Genomic DNA, 17,338 nt, shown 5'->3' with positions numbered 1-17,338 from the left:
ATACCGTATGCCGGACTACAAGGTAAACTTCAAGGAACTCAAGTCACGTGTCGGCGTGACCGATGTGGCCTACGCCCTCGGCTACCGCCTTGACCGCAAGGCCGGCGTGGGACGTTACATCGAGCTGGTATTGGGTGACGGACGGGAGAAGCGTGACACCATCATTGTCAGCCATCCCAACGACAGGGGCACCCAGACGTTCTTCCGCCGGGACGGCTCCAAAGGGGATGTCCTGACACTTATCCGTGAGAATCTGGGTGCCTTTTTCGTCACCGGTAAGGACGATTGGCAGAAGACTGCCAAGGTCATGGCACGCTTCGCCAATATGCCCGAACCGGAATACCATGAAGATTGGGAATACCTGAAATCAGCCAAGGCTGCATCAGCTTTTGATATTTCACGATATGAAGTGAAGCAAATAGACATGGAGCGCATTCCTCAGATCTTCCACCAACGCGGACTATCCGATGAAACGGTCAGACAATTTGCCCCATTCGTTTTTCTCATACGGGACAGACGGAACGGGAATTTTGATGGCTACAACATCGGCTTTCCCTATACCGACACGGATAATCAGGTGAAAGGATATGAAGTACGCGGTTACGGAGGTTACAAATCAAAGGCCGCTGGCACGGATTCCTCTTCATCGGCATGGGTGGCCGACCTTTCCGGCGGCAATCCGGAAGCGGTCAGAAGCGTGTTCTTCTGTGAGTCCGCCTTCGACGCGATGGCTTTCCACCAAATGAACAAGGGACAGCTGCACCCGGATGTGGCGTTGGTCTCCCTCGGAGGGACATTTTCCGACAACCAGATTGTCGGCGTGATGGACCGTTTCCCGAATGCCAAGGCTTTCGACTGTTTTGACAACGACATCGCCGGACGCATCTATGGTCTTCGCATGATTGGCCTGCTGGAGGGCATCCCGATGAAAATCAGCAAGGCGGAGGGCGGCCTGCAAGTGGGAGCCGGGGGCAAAAGCCTTACCGTCAATCCGATAAAGGCGTTGTCCTCACAGCTTGCCGCACACTTACCCATCCGTTATTGTACCGGGCAATGGCTGCCGCCCAAGGCGTTCAAGGACTGGAACGACTGCCTCCTGAACAAGCCGATAACCCCAGTTCTCGCCCCACGCAAGGAGGAACGTGACCAGAATCTGGCGGAACGGAGAAAGGGAAGCCTTAAAATGTAACGTAAAATTAAATATAGATGAAAGCAAATAGACTGAAAATGGCCGCTGGGGCGTTGGCCCTGTGGTTGGCCGGAGGTAATGCCCTTCCGGCATTCGCCCAACAGATAGATCCGGCACTGACCGGCGCGGTGACGGCACAGACGCTAGAACTGAAAAGCCTGCACGACAAGCGCAGGAAGACGCAGGAGAAGATTATCGCCGCCGAAGCCGCCGTGACTGTCGCCCTCGACCGGGTACACAGCGTGGAGGACAAGATGCTGGAATATCTCTCCAATGCACAGGGGGTGGTGCAGAATCTCTACCAAATCAAACGAGCAGGGGAACTGGTGACGACCGAGATACCGCAGAACTGCAACCTGCTGCTCAAATCGGTGGGGAGCAACCTCAAGGGCACGGCGATAGCGGCCATCGTGTCGGACGAGCTGACGGACGCGGCCACGCAGATGGCGGCGCTCTATCCTTTCATGAGGCAGCTCGTGACTTCGGGCAGCTACGATGTGGCAGGGGCTGACGGGAAGAATGGGAAGCACAAGGTCAACCTGCTGGACTCTTCGGAACGCTATTACATCGCCAACGAGGTGGTGACAAGGCTCGAAGCCATCAACACCGACCTGTTCATCCTGGCATGGCAGGTGCGCACGCTCTCGTGGAACGACCTCTGGTTCTCGCTCGACCCGGAAGGATGGGCCAGCGTGATGTCCGGCAAGAACATCATCGGCGGCATCGTGGCAGACTGGAAACGTGGGTTCAATTAGAAAACAATAAACGAATAAAAAATGGAAACAGAAAAGAAAATCATCGGCCGCTGCCCCTTGTGCGGCGGCAACGTGGTCAAGACCTGCAAGGGGTACCGCTGTGAGCACAACATAGGCGACAACCCTTCTTGCGTACTGAACATCAACGCCATCATTGGCAACCGCAAGATGGCGGACGCGGAGATGGCGGAACTTTTGGAGAAACGCCGCATCCTGCTGGACGGTTTCGCCTCCAAGGAGGGCAAGACGTTCCCGACCGTGCTGGAGCTGGCCGACGACGGCAATATCCTGATGCAGCCGGTCATCGGCAGGTGTCCGCATTGCGGAGGGGAAATACGTGTGGGAAGCCGGGCGTTCAACTGCTCCAACTATGCCAACCAGAACGCACCCTGCTCCTTCGCCATCTGGCGCAACATCGGCGGCCACCAGCTCACCTTGGAGGAAGCCGTGGAAATATGCGAGAAGGGCATCACATCTTCGGAGCTGGAGATGTACCGGGAGGACGGCAGCATCTACCGCAAGCGGCTCGGCGTATCGCCGGACAAACTTCAAATCGTGAAGATATGAGACCGGGAATGAAAATCTGGATAATACTCGTTTCCATCGTGTTGTTTTGGATCGGGGTGTTCTGCTTTGTCTGCTGTGCGGACAACTTGGAGAATCGTGCGACGGACATGGCGGAAAAGGCATTGAGGGCGTCGGTGCACAATCCCGAATCCATACGGATATTGGGCGTCAGCAAACCGGATTCCGTGTTCGGGCATACCTACATCACGCAGGAGGAGAAGATGGCCCTCTCCATGGCTATGGTTAAAATCAACAAGAAGGTGATGGAGGCTACGGACGGGCTGGAGGATTTCGACCCGGACGACAAGGAAACAGCGGCTCTGATGGAGCGGCAGATGTCGGCCATGTCGAGCCTGAGGCGGCTAATGGATTTCAGCGGCCAGCTTGACGGGAGTCCGCAACCGTTCTCCGGCTGGAAGGTCAAGGTTGACTTCGAGGGTGTGGACGCGGACGGCCAGGGCTATCATTCCGAATACTGGTTCATCCTGGACAAGGAGGCGCAGTGCGTGGTGAAGTCGTTTGAGATACCCTTGCCGTAGGGTTCATAAGGAATTTGTTTCAAAATATATGGGGAATCCCGGTGTCATTTCAATGTGGCATCGGGATTTTCCGTTTCCTGCCCCTCATGGCATCCGGCTCCGTGGGTTTTCCGATACGAATTTACGGAGGGCGTGCCGTCTGCAAACGGCGCAGGCTTGGCTGTGGCGGAAAACGCACGGCAGCCTTCCGCGATTTGTGCCAAATCGGGTATTCCGTGTGTTTTCCGCCTGCCACGTTTGCATTGTGGCACTTCCGCCCTCCGTTCCCCTGTATCGTAAAAACATCCCGGAGCTGGAAGTCGCAAGGCTTCAAACAAAAGGGAAAAGATTAGAACTTCAAAAAATCAAGCATTATGGCAATAGAACTCATTGACAGAAAGGAGAGTGTAAGCTACAATGGCAGTATTTATGAGCTTACCTTGTTGTGGGACAGGGAAAGCATCCGCAAGTGTTTCTGCGGTATGCCTCCGTTTTTTTCCCACATCCGCAAGGACGGGGCGAACTTCGCCAGCATCGACTGCTATTCAAACGACAACGGACGGTTTGCGGTAAAGAAGTTCATGCCGTCTTTACTCGCAAGGCCGGACTGGCAGGTGCGTTTCGACAAGGACATCAACACCATACCGCTTTTGGAACTGCTGGCAGGTCTGCCGATTTAACCTGTATGGATTTATCAACAAAAAAGCAAGGAAATATGAAAGGAACAGAACATTTCAAGGAGATTATCAAGGGTTATCTTGACCAAAGGGCAAAGGAAGATGAACTTTTCCGTGCCAAGTATGAAACCACGACACGCACCATTGACGATGTGGTGGTGTTCATCCTCAATGAAGTGCAGAAGTCGGGCTGCTGCGGATTTGCCGACGATGAAATCTATTCAATGGCCGTCCACTGCATAGACGAGCCGGAACTTGAAATAGGCAAGCCGCAGTCCTGCAACGTGGTGGGTCAACCACCATGTGGAACTGACGGAAGAGGAAAAGGCAGAACAGAGGTCACTCGCACTCAAACGTTACCAAGACGGGGAACTGCGCAAGTTGCAGGTACGCAACCATAAACCAAAATCTGCCAAGGCACAAGAAACCAAACTGCAACCATCACTCTTTGACAATTTTGAGCCATGAAACCGAGGAACAGATTTGAAAAGGCGGTGGCGGCTTCCAACATGAAGCTGTCAACCGTCAGCCCCAAGGCTATTGAATGGGCATTAGGAAATATCATTGTACATATTGCGTTCCGCACGTCCGGCCATAACTGCACTTGCGGTGACTGCGGAGCGAAGTTTGACCATAGGGGAAAAGGCAAGTCGGTATGCTGTCCCCATTGCGGACACCGCTTGCAGGTAAAGGACACGTTGAAGCGTAAGGAGTTGCAGTCCGTCTACTTCTCTTCCCTTGAAGTAGCGGACGGCCTACAGGTGCAGCGTGTGTTCCTGCTGAGAGCCGTATGCCGGAAAGGGATGAAGTTGGAAACGTCCTGCATGGAGGTGTGCCGCCTATGGCTCAATACAGAGGGCAGGATGGCGGTAACATCAAGGGCGAGGACATTGGGCTGGTATGTGGACAGTTTCAATTGGTGTACAGGAATTGACCTGAAGCTTTTGTCCGAGGTGCATTGGGTGATTTCCGACACATACGTTTACCCACGTTACAAGGTACTTCCCGAACTGAGGCGCAACGGCATAAAAGGCAGGCTTCCCGATGACTGCCATCCGGCAAGGTTGATGAAAGCGTTGTTGACGGACAGCCGGATAGAGACGATGATGAAGTCCAAGGACTTGCAGGCCGTGGCTTACTTTGTGAGCCGTCCGCTGGATTTGGACACGTGCTGGCAGTCGTACAAAGTGGCCGCACGGCATCATTACCGCCCGTCAGACTACGGCCTGTGGTGCGATACCGTCCGTTTGTTGGAGCAATGTGGGAAGGACATCCACAACGCCAAGTATATCTGTCCCAAAGACCTCAAAGCCGCGCATGACCGTTGGCTGGACAAAAGGAACAAGGCGGAGGAGAAGCGTAGAGACAGGGAACAGATGTTGAGAGCCAAGGCGAAAGAGGCTGACTTCTACAGGGAAAAGTCATGCTTCTTCGGGATTGTCATCAGCGACAATGACATTGAAATATCCGTGCTTGACTCTATCGAGGCTTTTCAGGCCGAGGGAAGCAGCCTTCACCATTGCGTGTTCCAATGCGAGTATTACGCAAAAAAGGACAGCGTTATCCTGTCGGCACACGACCGTCAGGGCAACCGCATCGAGACCGTGGAGTTCTCGTTGAGCCAGGGCAAGGTCATACAGAGCCGAGGGCTGTGCAACTCCAATACGGAATACCACGACCGGATTGTGGGACTTGTAAACGCCAACGCCTACCGCTTCCTGGAGGCGAGGACACCGGCATAATTCCTTGAATGTTCTTACCCCGACCTGCGCCGTGAGGCGCGGGTCGGGGTAATGTATTTCATTGATTGATATGATACAATGGTTCTGTTTCACTTTAGGTGAAACTGTGCTTCAATATTTTCATTTTTCGAAGTCTGAATGAAGCTTTCCATACATCCAGATAAATACAAACTATAATCCACAAGGAAAATATAAACTACACACCGACTTCCACCAAAAGTGAAACAGAACCGATACAAGGATTGTGCCGCTCTACTCTTCATTATTATTTTCTTCTTCTATCAGGGCATTACGATGATAACCGTGCCGTACAAAAGAGTCCACAAAAATCAATTCCTTGTACCATTCTCCATTTTCATCCTTTTTATTTTGGAAACGAAAAAATCCTCTGACAAATATTTCATTGTCATTCACAATCTTACGGAACCACCTTGAATCCATTACGATTACTTCCTGACCGCTCTCATTTCTGACCTTTTCTTTTTTATACCCTAAAATCTTATCATCCAATTTAGTGGTTGTTCCAACGGGTACGATGATTGTTTCTACCTTTACATATTTTTTGACTGCAAGATATACCATCAATTTGTTAGCCAACTTCTCATAAAATTGCTCCCGTTCCTCCTTATTTCCGGCAAACAGCTGGTCGTCTTCCGTCAATGTCGGCCACGTGTATATATGACGAACATTGTCCTTAGTTGACTCTATGTAAAAGTACATATACAGATTGCTAATGCCGCCATCTTCCCTGAATAACCACACATACAATGTATTTTCTCCAAATCCGTAAACAATCGTCCCGCAGTCTTTGGAAAGTAGTATGCCACAGACATTATCTTTGTAAAATTCTTGAAAAAGCTGATGGTCAATACCATAAAATGATTTTGCACTTTTCTTCATAACCTCCTCAAAAGAAGGCATGAGAAGTTCGGGTAAGCCCCAATCCGGTTGTGTCTGGCGGACATCAGACAAGAATTTCAGGCCGTTGGCCAAATATCCAAAGTGTTGCTTGTTGCTCAGCATGGGCACACCGAATTTTCCTTCATCTTCCACATTATCAATATTGAGCAACCAAGATATGATAGGTCGTTTGCGGATTATCATAAGCTAATTGCATTATAGGTTCAACTTGTAATGGCTGCTGTGGTTCAGTCTTTCCTGTAAGAGTTCGCCACGGTTTCTTCTAATTCTTCGTCAGGAACTTCCTTGCAAAAAATGTAATATACTGTTGTGCTGGTTGAGCTTGCTCCTCCATATGTGCCTACAAATCCGCCCCCAGTGGTAACAGATTTCGTATCGACTAATTCCCATCCTTGAAGAGACATATAATTTAATGCCCCTATCAGGGAGTTGAATTTCAAATCTTTGCCATCAGTTCCCTTGACAGTTTGCGGCTTTCTATCTGTGCCATCATCAAGTTTTATGGAATTTTTCTTGTATTCTATCTCCACATACAGTTTTTTAGCACACGCAAGCTGTGCTGTCAAAAGTAACACTGTCAATAACACGAAAATCTTTCTCATAATGAATTTAATTTAGGTGACTATATACGACAATACCCTAAATTTTGTCATGGCAAACCTTTCCTGCCTCTGAGGTAGTTACGTGGCGGAGTTTGGGGTATGCCACGCTTTCCGCTATGGCTTATGTAGTAATAAGGGTAACGTTGGGCGTGGATTAGGTGACAATAATAGAATAAATTTGTTTGTATAACAAATCTTCAGAAATAAGTTGAGATACTCCGTTATAACCAGGAAAGATTCGAGAAGCATCATATCCTAAATTGCGGAGCATAACATATAGGCAAAGAACGAATTTTGTCGGCAAAGTTAATTTGTATAGCAAAGTTTGGTCATCTATTGCTTTATTTATTAAGAATGTATCTAATGGAGTTACTTCAACCTTATTTTGTCTTTGTTCATCTGTAACAAACTCCCATAAAGTGAAAAGTCCTTTTTGTGCGCCTAAGTTTGGATTTCCATGATAGGATGGTTTAATAAATTTCAAGGGTATCATTTTACCAATGGACTTGTCTGATTCTATTTTCTTTGCATTCAAAGCCCATAAAACGATATTATCATCATTTATGCAATTTCCTTTCTTTATTTCATTCATCACACCTAAACAAGCAAAGTATAGAGATACATATATGTCTTTGCTCCAATCTAATAGTCGTGTAGGCAATCCATAATGTTGAGCAAGGCCAGTAATCTCATATAAATCTTCAGGGAGCCAAGTTTCATGATTCAAGAAAACGGAAACATCATCAATGGGGTATTTTCTGATGCGACAATTAGGCACATATAAATTTGCATCATCGCATGAATAATAGAATTTCCTTAGTATATTGTATTCTGCGGCAATTCTCATCATCTGATTTTCTAAACCATTACAATTGCCCAATCGCATTACCTTGTTTCTATTATCTTCTCTCAATGCAGATGGTATAAGTTTGAATTTATCAGAAGATTCACCTCTGAAAATAAAATTCGGATAGATAGTGTTATAAATTTCGCCACCATATGATATGGCTTTTACAAAAGAATCAAAGTTATCAAACTGGATTTCTTTTATTATATTCTTCATAATTGTAAAAATTTGCTATTTGCAAAGATACAAAATCTGCCTGACTTATAACAACTTTCAAATAACTTTCGTACCTTTGCACAGTCCTTTGGGGACAGACATTGCGGAAATAAAAAGGAAGTGCCTTATACTCGATAAATCGCCAATTTGGAGCAAGATAAAATAGAAGTTGGCTCATGTGTAAAAGTTATACACGGAGATTGAATGGCAAGATTTATAAAAGTATTTGATGTTTCCAATGAAGGCAATTTTATTGCAGTCGGTGTAAAGCAAACAACTCAATCAGTTGCCGTAGATGATGTAATTGTGGTTTCTGCGTAAAAGACTTTCCGCTTCCAGTCCAAGTTAAACCACTCTTTCATCGTTGAGTGGCAAATTAAGACTATCTTTATGAATAAGGCATATAAATACAGGGCAAATATGGTAATAGACGGGAAGAAAAGAGATACCGCCTTACTATCAAAGAACATTTTATATGCAGCTGATATACAAAAGTTGAATGACCCATTTGAAGGCTCTGTTGAATTGCCTAAATCATATGAGCATGAACATTGGGTAACTCCTATAATACAAAAGCTGTATAGCGTAGGCATTTATTCTTTGTCTAAGCCGAAAAACGATGAAACATTTCCGTGCAATGAATTACTTTGGGCGCATTATGCTAATACACATAAAGGCTTTTGTATTGAGTATGATTTAGATAAACTTTCTAATTATGCACAATCAAATTATGACATAAGTCACGTTTTACACGTTTCATATGAAGACGAAAGGCCAAAAGTTCTTGGGAATGACAATGTTATTCAAATACAAAAGAAGGTTTTTGGAACAAAATCATTAGCATGGAAGTATGAAAATGAAGTGCGTTTAGTGTTTGAAAAATGTGGTGAAAAAATTATACCTGAAAATGCCGTAACTGCCATTTATTTTGGACTAAGGATAGGTTTGGAAGACAGACGTGAAATAATAAAGAAAATGTCTGGACGTGGTATAGATTTCTATCAAGTAGAACGTATTGAGAATTTGTACCAGTTAAAAGCAACCAAATTATCATTCGATTACACACATGAGATTGTCAATTTTGAGCAAAGACCAACAGTTGATAACTATATGATTTTATATAAGTCACCAAATAAAGACGAAAACACCCTAATGGAATTTATTGAGATGTTCAGAAAACATTTGAAACGTCCATCGAATATAACAGTTATTGATGATATTAGAGCAAAGTCTATTCTGCTTAATTATAAACCGCGTAAACTTATGTTAGATGAGGAAATAGAAATTATGGCAAAACATTGGATTGCATATTCTACTTTTGATGCCCCAGCAGTCGTATGGGTATATCCTGAAAAATGGTAATGAAAGGTTGCTTAAAAAAGAGCTTCTACTATTGCCGATAGTAGAAGCCCCAATAGCGACTGATTACCTGCGTGGCAATCTTCTACAATGTTCTGTCACATGCTCCCATTTACCAAATCTGAAACGGACATAGGAGCGAACATGTACAGGCTTGTCGCAACAGCACTGGACTGTTCTTTTGTTTTGAGACAGAGCCTCACTCTAACAGTTCTAAAAGGAGTGAAGATGTCTATTATTATGTTTTACCATAATTTTAACGCCACAGTTTTCCCTTTGAAGTTTGTTAAGTATTCAAAGATGCTAATGGGATTACAAAGATACATATTTTTAAGACAACGCATAACTTATGCCTCATTAATGACAAATCCTGCACGCTTCAATATCCGAATGAGCCACACTCAGTATCCAACCAAACTACGTTATTTGCTACTTTCTGTAATTCGTCTGACGTCTTCGGTGGCAGTATGTATCCTTTTTCTTTTTTATATCCTTTTTTGGGTGAACTTTGCTGATAGGTAAATGAATTATAATGCTATAAATAAAAGACTTATCACCTTGCTTTGAGCAAAAAAATCAGTAATTTTGCATTATGAATAGCGTGACAGTTGTTATATTTATATCTTTTAATATATTCAGCATATGAACACATGTCCTAACATTTACATAGACGAAGCAGGCAATACAGGGTCTGATATTCTTAATATCAACCAACCATATTTTGTATTATCCGCAATACATTTCACAAATGAAGAATTAGCGTGCATTCAAAAAGACATTTCTTATGACAAAGAAATGCATTTTGTAGCTATGAAGAAGAGCATTAAAGGTAGAACTGTTATCAAACAAGTTTTGCAGCATCCATTAATGAATGAAGAACACATCTCATTTGAATTTGTCGATAAGCAATTCTGTATATATGCACAAATTATTGACATGACAATTGAGCCTGTTTTTCACTTTATATATAATGATGATTTGTATAAAAAGCGTGGCAATATTATTCTTGCTAATTGCTTATACACATTTTGCCGAAATCATCCAGACCAAAAATCTATAAAAGATTTTCTATCTTCTTTTGTAAATATGATGAGAGAACAAACACAAGAAAGCGTAGAAGATTTTTATTCAAATGTAGATATTCTCTGCGAAAATTCCAACGAGTACTTGACTGACATTTTGCAGCACATTAGATTAAGTCATCGTATATTAAATGATGTATTAGTTGAAGATAATAAATTTTGTTTAGATACGACTGTAACTTCATTAGTATGCATGATTGAACATTGGTTCAAAAAATTGGGAATGAAGGTAAACATAATAACGGATAATTCTAAACAAATAGCAGCAGGATTAGAGATAATAAAGCAATTGTCGCAACTTACTTGTGAACAACAGAATATTGGATATGATACGCGTAAACATTCATTTCCTTTGCCTGTTAATTCCATTACTATGGTTGATTCTGCTACAAATTTTGGAGTGCAATTAGCAGATTTAATAGCCAGTTCGATTTCATTCATATGGAGTGATTCCACTAATAAGTATAAGGATTTTCAAAACGAATTAAAAACAATGCCATTTTTCAAAATAAAAGGCTATCCTATACAACCTGCGAGTGCCAATTATTTGTCCCAAGATGTTGATGATTCAAATGATTGTAGTCCTATTGATTTTATAGTTCAAAATTTATCGAAAGAATAGTGCCACTCCCCACCGTTATCATTAGCATAACATAAACCACGCCCCTAAAAAGCGTGGCATACCCCAAACTTCGCCACGTAACTACTTTAGAGGCAGGAAAGGTTTGCCGTGGCAAAATTTAGGGTATTGTCGTATATAATCACCTTAATTTAATGGTACATTTATAATTGAATGTAGTTTTACTCATACATCTTTGAAATTCAACGGTAAATATAATTTATAGAAAACTCGTTATTCTTGTTGTAATTTTTCCATCATCCCTCCTGAAATTGATAAGATGTTGTCAATCAATAGGATTTCATTTGTCTCTAAAATGACAGTCCTTCCCAATTCATCATACTTCCGTATCACTCCGGTAATTTTGGCATACTTGCCACCGTCTTTCAACATATCAGGAATAAAATAGGTGAATGTCAGGTTGGGACGCTCACCGATATGGCTAATGGCATAGGCCATACGCTTGGACAGTATCTCCTGTTCGTCCGATGACAGTTTCCGCTTCGGAGCGGTCTGCCGTGCGGTCTCGGCTATCGCCTCGTCATGCCCGGTCAGGGCGGCGAAGGGCGCGAACTGGGCAGCACGGTTTATCATCGGCATCGGCTTCCGGGTCTTGGAAACGTGGTGCGGCAGGTGGATGATGTCGTCATATCTACTCATGGTGTCCTCCTATCTGCTGGTTGCGTTCCCTTTGGGTGGCTCCGTCCGCATAGTTCAACCCTTTGAGGATGGCGTTCTTACCGAATTTCTTCTTTATCTGCAGCACGGCCTCCTGACGGCGGCGTTCCCTGGCCAGCATCTCTTCTTCGGCTTGCTGTTCCTTTTCTAGTTGCTCATAGTCGGTGAAAAGGTCAAGCTGGACTACATGGCTGTTTGGCTGTATATCCGTCTCGTGCATAAGATGGTTTGCCGACAGGGTGATGCGGCGCACCAGCAGGTCGGGGGTTACAATGCGGTCAAACAGTCCGCCGGCCTTTTCCATGAGGATTGTTTCGGAAGAGGTCGGACGCTCCATGTTTACTGTTCCGTGAGCATGAACCGGGACTTGTCTGCCGTAGCGGTCGGTCGCTATTTTGCCTTGATACTTTTCCCGGATATCCCTGTCCGTCAGCGATTCGGTGTCATAGCCGATGGTCAGCACAAGCTGGTCGGTCACCAGTTTCTTGTCAACCAGGTCGAGTGAGACACTGTCCGCCATTTCCAGTACCACATTCCGTGCCTTGACTGCCGTATAGGGCGACTGGAGCACCTGTCCGCTGCTGACTGAGTTTGTTTCCAGACGGTATGCCTTTATCAAGTCCATAGTCACAGGTTCCCATCCCCAGGCATGGTCTATCAGCAGTTCCGCATTGACCCCGAACAGTTTATACAGCAAGTCCTCACGCTCAATGGAACAGCGGGCGATGTCGCCCATTGTCAGGATGCCGTAGGTGGCCAACCGTGCGGCAATTCCACGCCCCACGCGCCAGAAGTCCGTAAGCGGTGTATGCTCCCACAACAGACGGCGGTAGGTCATCTCGTCCAGTTCCGCGATGCGCACGCCGTCCTTGTCGGCGGGCATTTTCTTGGCCACAATATCCATTGCCACCTTGCAGAGATAAAGGTTCGTACCGATTCCGGCGGTGGCGGTGATGCCTGTCTCGGCCAGCACCTCCCGGATGATTTTCATGGCCAGCTCGTGAGCCGTCATCCGGTAATTCTTCAGGTAGGATGTCACGTCCATAAAAACCTCGTCGATGGAATAGACATGGATGTCCTCCGGGGCGATGTGGCGGAGATATATTTCATAAATGCGTGTGCTGTATTGGATGTAATGCGCCATGCGTGGCTGTGCCACCAGATAGTCCACGGCCAGCTCCTTGTGTGCGTCCAGTTCCTTTTTCGAGTGCGATTTCCCGGAGCGTCCCCGCTGCCGGTTCACCTCACGCACCCTCTGCACCACCTCGAACAGCAGTGGCCTGCCGCCGATTCCATAGCTTTTCAGCGCAGGCGATACGGCCAGACAGATGGTCTTTTCCGTCCGCGACGGGTCGGCCACGACCAGGCACGTGTTGAGCGGGTCAAGTCCCCGTTCCACACATTCTACCGAGGCGTAGAATGACTTCAGGTCAATGGCTATGTATTGGCGTTCGGTATTCATGTTTATTTGTCTCCTTTGTCATAACCCACCGTAGGTTCGGCGGCAATGGCTGTTTCATCCTCCGGATTTCCCAAGATGTAGGGGCGTATCTGTTTGGGTGATACGGATTGCCCCAATGCCGGGTTCAACCGTTCTTTCAGCCTCGTGTTGCGTTTCAGCACCGTCATGTTGCGGATGGCAAATGCGAGTGCTTTCTTCGTGCCGATGAGCACGCATATCTTCTTGGCACGGGTGATGCCCGTGTAAATCAGGTTGCGTTGCAGCATCACATAGTGGGTCATCAGGACGGGCATCACCACGATGGGATATTCCGAACCTTGCGACTTGTGGATGGTGGTGGCATAGGCCAGTGTCAGCTCGTCCAGTTCGGAAACATCGTATTTCACGATGCGCCCTTCAAAGTTGATGTATAAGGTGCGCTCTTCTAGATCGACTGATTCTACGAAGCCCAAGTCCCCGTTGAAGACGTCCTTGTCATAATTGTTCCGCAGCTGCATCACCCTGTCGCCCTGACGGAACGAATAGCCGCTGCGGTTTAGCGACACGCCCGAAGGGTTCAACGCCTGCTGCAAGGCCATGTTCAGATTGGCCGCGCCTACTATTCCCCGTTGCATGGGTGTCAGCACCTGGATGTCGGCTGTTTTCCGGTGATAGGCTTTGGGCAGGCGGTTCTTCACGAGGTTCACGATTTCCTCGGCTACCTTCTCCGGGGCTTCCTGTTGCATGAAGAAGAAGTCGGTGTCCTTGCCGTTGCTGGTATCGGGGAAACGGCCCTGGTTGATGGCGTGGGCACTCATCACAATGCGGCTGGACTGTGCCTGCCGGAAGATGCGCGTCAGGCGGATGACGGGTATCTTTTTACTGTCGATAATATCGCGGAATACGTTGCCGGCTCCTACGCTGGGTAATTGGTCGATGTCGCCCACCATGACGAGGCGCATGGAAGTGGAGACCGCCTTCATCAGATTGTTCATCAGGATGATGTCTATCATGGAACATTCGTCCACGATGAGCGCGTCGCCTTCCAGCGGATTCTCTTCGTTGCGTTTGTAGCCGTCCTTCGGATTGTACTCCAGCAGGCGGTGGATGGTTTTGGCCTCCATGCCCGTAGCCTCGCTCATCCGCTTGGCAGCCCGTCCGGTGGGAGCGGCCAGCAGGATGCGTAGCCCCAGATGTTTCAGTGCGGCGATGATACCTTGGGTCGTAGTGGTCTTGCCTGTGCCGGGCCCGCCAGTCAGCACCATAACCTTGGAGCGAAGGGCTTCCCCGATGGCCTGCAACTGCACCTCGTCATACGTGATGCCAGTTTCCTTGGACAGTTCCGCTGCATTGAACCGGGTCGCAAAGAGATTGCTTTCCGATTCACGGAGCAGGGCAAGCAGACGGTTGGCCGTGCCCACCTCGGCAAAGTAGAACGGAGGCAGGTAGATGGCTTCATCCTCTGTCTTCAGGTCTTCCGTCCGTGCCATGTCGGTCAGGGTTTTGCGGATGGAGTCCTCATCCGCTTCCAACAGACAGATGGCGGCTTTCACCAGCTGCTCCTCCTCGGCATACACGTGTCCCTCATTGGCCAGTTGGTTCAAGGTATAGATGATGCCGCTCTTGCAGCGACACAGGTCGTTCTTCTCATATCCCATCTTCCCTGCGATTCCGTCAGCTGTCTTGAAGCCGATGCCCCAGATGTCATCCGCCAGGCGGTAAGGGTTCTCTTTCACTTTGTCGATGCTCTCCTTGCCGTATTGGCGGTATATCTTGGCTGCATAGGCCGTGCTTACCCCATAGCCTTGCAGGAAAAGCATCACGTTCTTGATGTCCTTCTGCTTCTCCCAGCTCTCGCGGATTTTCTCCACACGCTTCCTGCCGATGCCCGGCACTTCATACAGCCGTTCGATGTCGGTCTCTATCACCTCGATGGTATCCAGCCCGAACTGCTTCACAATGAGTTGGGCGAACTTCGGCCCGATTCCTTTCACCAGACCGCTTCCCAGATATTTCTCAATGCCATAGACAGTGGCAGGCATCACTTCCTCCCAAGTCAGACAGACGAACTGGCTGCCATAACGCTTGTCCACCTTCCAGTCACCTTCGCACAGCAGCACGCTTCCGGCAGGCACCTCCAACAGGTTGCCCACCAAGGTCACAAGGTCGTCATAACCTTTCACCTTGACTTTCATGACAGAATATCCGTTCTCCGGATTCTGATAGGTGATGCGTTCCACTACACAGCGAAGTTTGGGCATAGGCGTTATTTTTTGAAGAATAAATCTTTTAATTTGGCAATACAATCTTCAGACAGTTTTTCTTCCGGTTGGCAAGAACCGATTTTACAGTTGCTCAAGAAGTTTAGTTCCTGCAAGTCAACTATAATCGGCCCTTTGACCAACGTCAGTACATACGGGGCGCAATCATCAACCATGTTCAGTTCCTCCTCCGGATTCTCCAAGAAAAGCATGGCATCCTCGCCTATGGCAATTGTGTGCATCAGGTAGAGTTCAGCATCCGCTCCACATTGGTGAATGAATACCACCTTGTCACCTTTTCGGGGTAAATCTCTTTCCCAAGGAGGGAAACCACCCCAACGGAAATGTGTGATACCATCTTGATAAAGAAATTCCAAAAGGTTTTGGCAGGAACTGTTATCCATCTTTTGTACATACCAACTTTCCGTACTCTCTATCTTGCTTTTAATATAGATGGTCATACGTAAGCGTTCATCGTAAGTTCCATTATCCTTGACAGTGGTAAGTTCCGCAGTAAAGGCGTCACCCCATCCCATATCCATCATTTTCGCCACCATTTCGTTTTCCTTTCGTGGTACATAGCCGATGATGCAATCAAAGTCAAAATTTTCCATATCACCTTCCATATCATCGGCTAATGCCACGGCCACCGCATTGCGGTCATGCTTATTGGCGCGCTCGCGAATCAAGACTAGCTCCGCACCTTCATACAGCTCATCCCAAAAGTCTTCCGGATGATGGAAGTTCCAGCCGGCAACAGCACATTCCTTGAAAAACGCCCTTTTCTTTTTGGGTTCGGGAAAATTGGACATTCCTTCAGGAAGCGGTACAGGCATACCTTCTGTAATTTCTATTTTGTCATTGTATTTGGGTGGGGCAACATCACCTTGTAGGGCAATGAGGTCATTGTCCGTATCACCGCCCGGATTGAAGGTGTCAACCATCTCCTTCATCTGTCGGTCAAGTTCAATATTTTCAATACCTTTCTCCTTTAATTGCCTTTGCAGGTCTTGCAGTTCAGTGTCACATTTGGGGCATGTGCCAGCGCAATCCCCTTCGTGGCGGCATTCTGCTGGCTGATAGGTCAATCCATACTGCGTGGCTATCCGCTTTCGGATTTCTCTGAGCAAATTGCATTTATCCTTTCCGTTCATGTTGCAGTCCTTTTGTTTGAGGGTGATATTTTGATTCTCTTTGAAGGTAGCGTACACATTCAAAATTCGTAAACCCCATTCTTTCCAGTTCATCAAGGCTGTAGTCCACATCCTTATCCGTATTATAACCAGGAATAAGGGGGACTTTCACGGTGATATCCTTCACCCGGCAGGTCTGGAGCAGTACGCTCAGTGAGTGGTCACGGATACGGCTCGGATGCCCGGTATATCGTTCGTAGATAACATGGTTGATGTCCTTTATATCCACTATCCAATGGTCTACTATCGGTGCGAGTTGTCGGATGGTGTCTTCAGGACAGTAAAGTGAGGTTTCCAATGTGATTTTCCAGACATTACCGCATATCCGACGAAATTCCTCTATGAAACTGGCGTATCGGGTCGGCTCGCCGCCCCCAAAACAGATGCCACCTCCCGTTGCCTGAAAGTAAAGGTCGTCTACCTTCACACGGTCATAGAGTTCATTGACATCCAATTGTATGATTTCTTTTTTCAACGAAAGGCCATTGTTGCCATACGAATAGATTTCCTCATGACAGCGGTCGTTCAGACAGTAGGCACACCGAAGCGGACAACCCATGAAACAAACCAACGTAGTGATTCCATGGCCGTCCGTTCCCATCCGTAGACGGTCTATGGCAAAGATGTGAGCCAGACGAAACGCTTGATGCTTGTCCGATGATTTCATAGTG

The 17,338-nt window shown here is 46.9% G+C and carries 16 protein-coding genes and 1 pseudogene; 9 read left to right on the top strand and 8 right to left on the bottom strand.

What is annotated here, in order from left to right; all coding sequences use genetic code 11:
- Nucleotides 1-7: 7 nt before the first annotated feature.
- The 7 genes and pseudogenes from M3087_RS02325 to M3087_RS02295 all read left to right on the top strand — a co-directional run bounded on the left by M3087_RS02325 (nt 8) and on the right by M3087_RS02295 (nt 5,448).
- On the top strand, nt 8-1,189 hold the full coding sequence (locus M3087_RS02325; RefSeq protein WP_249093454.1) for a DUF3991 and TOPRIM domain-containing protein: 1,182 nt from the start codon (nt 8-10) through the stop codon (nt 1,187-1,189).
- Between the two features lie 17 nt (nt 1,190-1,206).
- Complete coding sequence (locus tag M3087_RS02320; protein WP_410796791.1) at nt 1,207-1,944, top strand: hypothetical protein; 738 nt, start codon at nt 1,207-1,209, stop codon at nt 1,942-1,944.
- A gap of 21 nt (nt 1,945-1,965) precedes the next feature.
- Nucleotides 1,966-2,511 (top strand): topoisomerase C-terminal repeat-containing protein, encoded by a 546-nt coding sequence (locus M3087_RS02315; protein ID WP_249093452.1) that lies wholly within the window; start codon nt 1,966-1,968, stop codon nt 2,509-2,511.
- Entirely contained in the window at nt 2,508-3,050 is a 543-nt protein-coding gene (locus M3087_RS02310) for a hypothetical protein (protein ID WP_249093450.1), read from the top strand. Before M3087_RS02315 ends, M3087_RS02310 begins: the two co-directional genes overlap by 4 nt.
- A gap of 353 nt (nt 3,051-3,403) precedes the next feature.
- Complete coding sequence (locus M3087_RS02305; protein ID WP_249093448.1) at nt 3,404-3,709, top strand: hypothetical protein; 306 nt, start codon at nt 3,404-3,406, stop codon at nt 3,707-3,709.
- A 35-nt stretch (nt 3,710-3,744) separates the two neighbouring features.
- Nucleotides 3,745-4,174, top strand: a pseudogene (locus M3087_RS02300) (PcfK-like family protein).
- Entirely contained in the window at nt 4,171-5,448 is a 1,278-nt protein-coding gene (locus M3087_RS02295; RefSeq protein WP_249093445.1) for a PcfJ domain-containing protein, read from the top strand. The pseudogene M3087_RS02300 and the gene M3087_RS02295 overlap by 4 nt, the downstream one beginning before the upstream one ends.
- Before the next feature lie 252 nt (nt 5,449-5,700).
- Here the strand turns inward: M3087_RS02295 and M3087_RS02290 are convergent, their stop codons facing one another.
- The 3 genes from M3087_RS02290 to M3087_RS02280 form a co-directional block, all read right to left on the bottom strand.
- Nucleotides 5,701-6,552 carry a hypothetical protein gene (locus M3087_RS02290; RefSeq protein WP_249093443.1) on the bottom strand — a complete coding sequence of 284 codons (852 nt, stop codon included), beginning with the start codon at nt 6,550-6,552 and terminating at the stop codon, nt 5,701-5,703.
- A 44-nt stretch (nt 6,553-6,596) separates the two neighbouring features.
- The gene (locus M3087_RS02285) at nt 6,597-6,971 is read right to left on the bottom strand and encodes a hypothetical protein (RefSeq protein ID WP_249093441.1); all 375 of its coding nucleotides are present in this window, start codon (nt 6,969-6,971) and stop codon (nt 6,597-6,599) included.
- Nucleotides 6,972-7,125: 154 nt separating this feature from the next.
- Complete coding sequence (locus tag M3087_RS02280) at nt 7,126-8,034, bottom strand: FRG domain-containing protein (protein ID WP_249093439.1); 909 nt, start codon at nt 8,032-8,034, stop codon at nt 7,126-7,128.
- A 390-nt stretch (nt 8,035-8,424) separates the two neighbouring features.
- Between M3087_RS02280 and M3087_RS02275 the strand changes: the two genes are divergently transcribed.
- Both M3087_RS02275 and M3087_RS02270 read left to right on the top strand, forming a co-directional pair.
- Complete coding sequence (locus tag M3087_RS02275; RefSeq protein WP_249093437.1) at nt 8,425-9,396, top strand: DUF2971 domain-containing protein; 972 nt, start codon at nt 8,425-8,427, stop codon at nt 9,394-9,396.
- A 639-nt stretch (nt 9,397-10,035) separates the two neighbouring features.
- Nucleotides 10,036-11,097: a DUF3800 domain-containing protein gene (locus M3087_RS02270; RefSeq protein WP_249093435.1), complete on the top strand. Its 1,062-nt coding sequence runs from the start codon at nt 10,036-10,038 to the stop codon at nt 11,095-11,097.
- 231 nt (nt 11,098-11,328) lie between these two features.
- Here the strand turns inward: M3087_RS02270 and M3087_RS02265 are convergent, their stop codons facing one another.
- Genes M3087_RS02265 through M3087_RS02245 form a run of 5 tightly spaced genes read right to left on the bottom strand, consistent with a single transcriptional unit; the run spans nt 11,329 to nt 17,334 of the window.
- On the bottom strand, nt 11,329-11,754 hold the full coding sequence (locus tag M3087_RS02265) for a hypothetical protein (protein ID WP_249093433.1): 426 nt from the start codon (nt 11,752-11,754) through the stop codon (nt 11,329-11,331).
- Nucleotides 11,747-13,234, bottom strand: a complete 1,488-nt coding sequence (locus M3087_RS02260) for a DNA methylase (RefSeq protein WP_249093431.1) — start codon at nt 13,232-13,234, stop codon at nt 11,747-11,749. The genes M3087_RS02265 and M3087_RS02260 overlap by 8 nt, the downstream gene beginning before the upstream one ends.
- A 2-nt stretch (nt 13,235-13,236) precedes the next feature.
- Nucleotides 13,237-15,474, bottom strand: coding sequence for an ATP-dependent RecD-like DNA helicase (locus M3087_RS02255; RefSeq protein WP_249093430.1), 2,238 nt, complete (start codon nt 15,472-15,474; stop codon nt 13,237-13,239).
- Nucleotides 15,475-15,479: 5 nt separating this feature from the next.
- Entirely contained in the window at nt 15,480-16,628 is a 1,149-nt protein-coding gene (locus tag M3087_RS02250) for an HIRAN domain-containing protein (protein ID WP_249093428.1), read from the bottom strand.
- Nucleotides 16,612-17,334, bottom strand: a complete 723-nt coding sequence (locus tag M3087_RS02245; RefSeq protein ID WP_217718384.1) for a radical SAM protein — start codon at nt 17,332-17,334, stop codon at nt 16,612-16,614. The genes M3087_RS02250 and M3087_RS02245 overlap by 17 nt, the downstream gene beginning before the upstream one ends.
- Nucleotides 17,335-17,338 lie beyond the last annotated feature (4 nt).

The organism is Mediterranea sp. ET5, from assembly GCF_023337025.1.
Classification (GTDB): domain Bacteria; phylum Bacteroidota; class Bacteroidia; order Bacteroidales; family Bacteroidaceae; genus Phocaeicola_A.
This window is presented reverse-complemented; position numbering and strand designations above follow the sequence as displayed.